Origin of the sequence: Pseudoalteromonas sp. S3785, assembly GCF_005887365.1 — a bacterium.
Taxonomy (GTDB): domain Bacteria; phylum Pseudomonadota; class Gammaproteobacteria; order Enterobacterales; family Alteromonadaceae; genus Pseudoalteromonas.
This window is the reverse complement of record NZ_PNCT01000181.1, coordinates 1-391: the sequence shown is the minus strand read 5'-3', so window position 1 is coordinate 391 and position 391 is coordinate 1. Positions and strand designations below refer to the sequence as shown.

Annotated in this window: 1 protein-coding gene; it reads left to right on the top strand. The window is 58.1% G+C overall.

The features are described 5' to 3' along the window. Positions 1–128 precede the first annotated feature (128 nt). Complete coding sequence (locus tag CWC17_RS19060) at positions 129–338, top strand: hypothetical protein (protein WP_065997878.1); 210 nt, start codon at positions 129–131, stop codon at positions 336–338. Positions 339–391 lie beyond the last annotated feature (53 nt).

Sequence of the window (391 nt, the reverse complement as noted above, 5' to 3'; positions counted from 1 at the left end):
CCAGACAAAAGCGCTACCTTGGCCGATAGACAACAATCATTTGCCGAACGGCAGGGCACGAGCGCAGAGACCCGCGCCAATCGCCAGCAGAGCTTTGCCGAGCAGCAGGCAGCCAAGGAGCCAGCGCAATGAGCGGCATTCCGGTCACTATCACCAATACGGGCGTTCCTGTGACCAATATGGTTGGCGGCGTGCCGATAACGCTGGTTGGAGGCACTGCCGCCGCCGTGAAGAGCGGCATGATCATTGCGAGCGTCCCCGTGGATGGAACACCCCGCAAGGTCACATTTACCGTCGCCAATGGCGTTGTAACTGCAATCACCACAGCCGCCCCGTAAAGGATAACTCCCATGGCAAACAAAAGCAGACTTGTTGAACGCAGAATGGATCC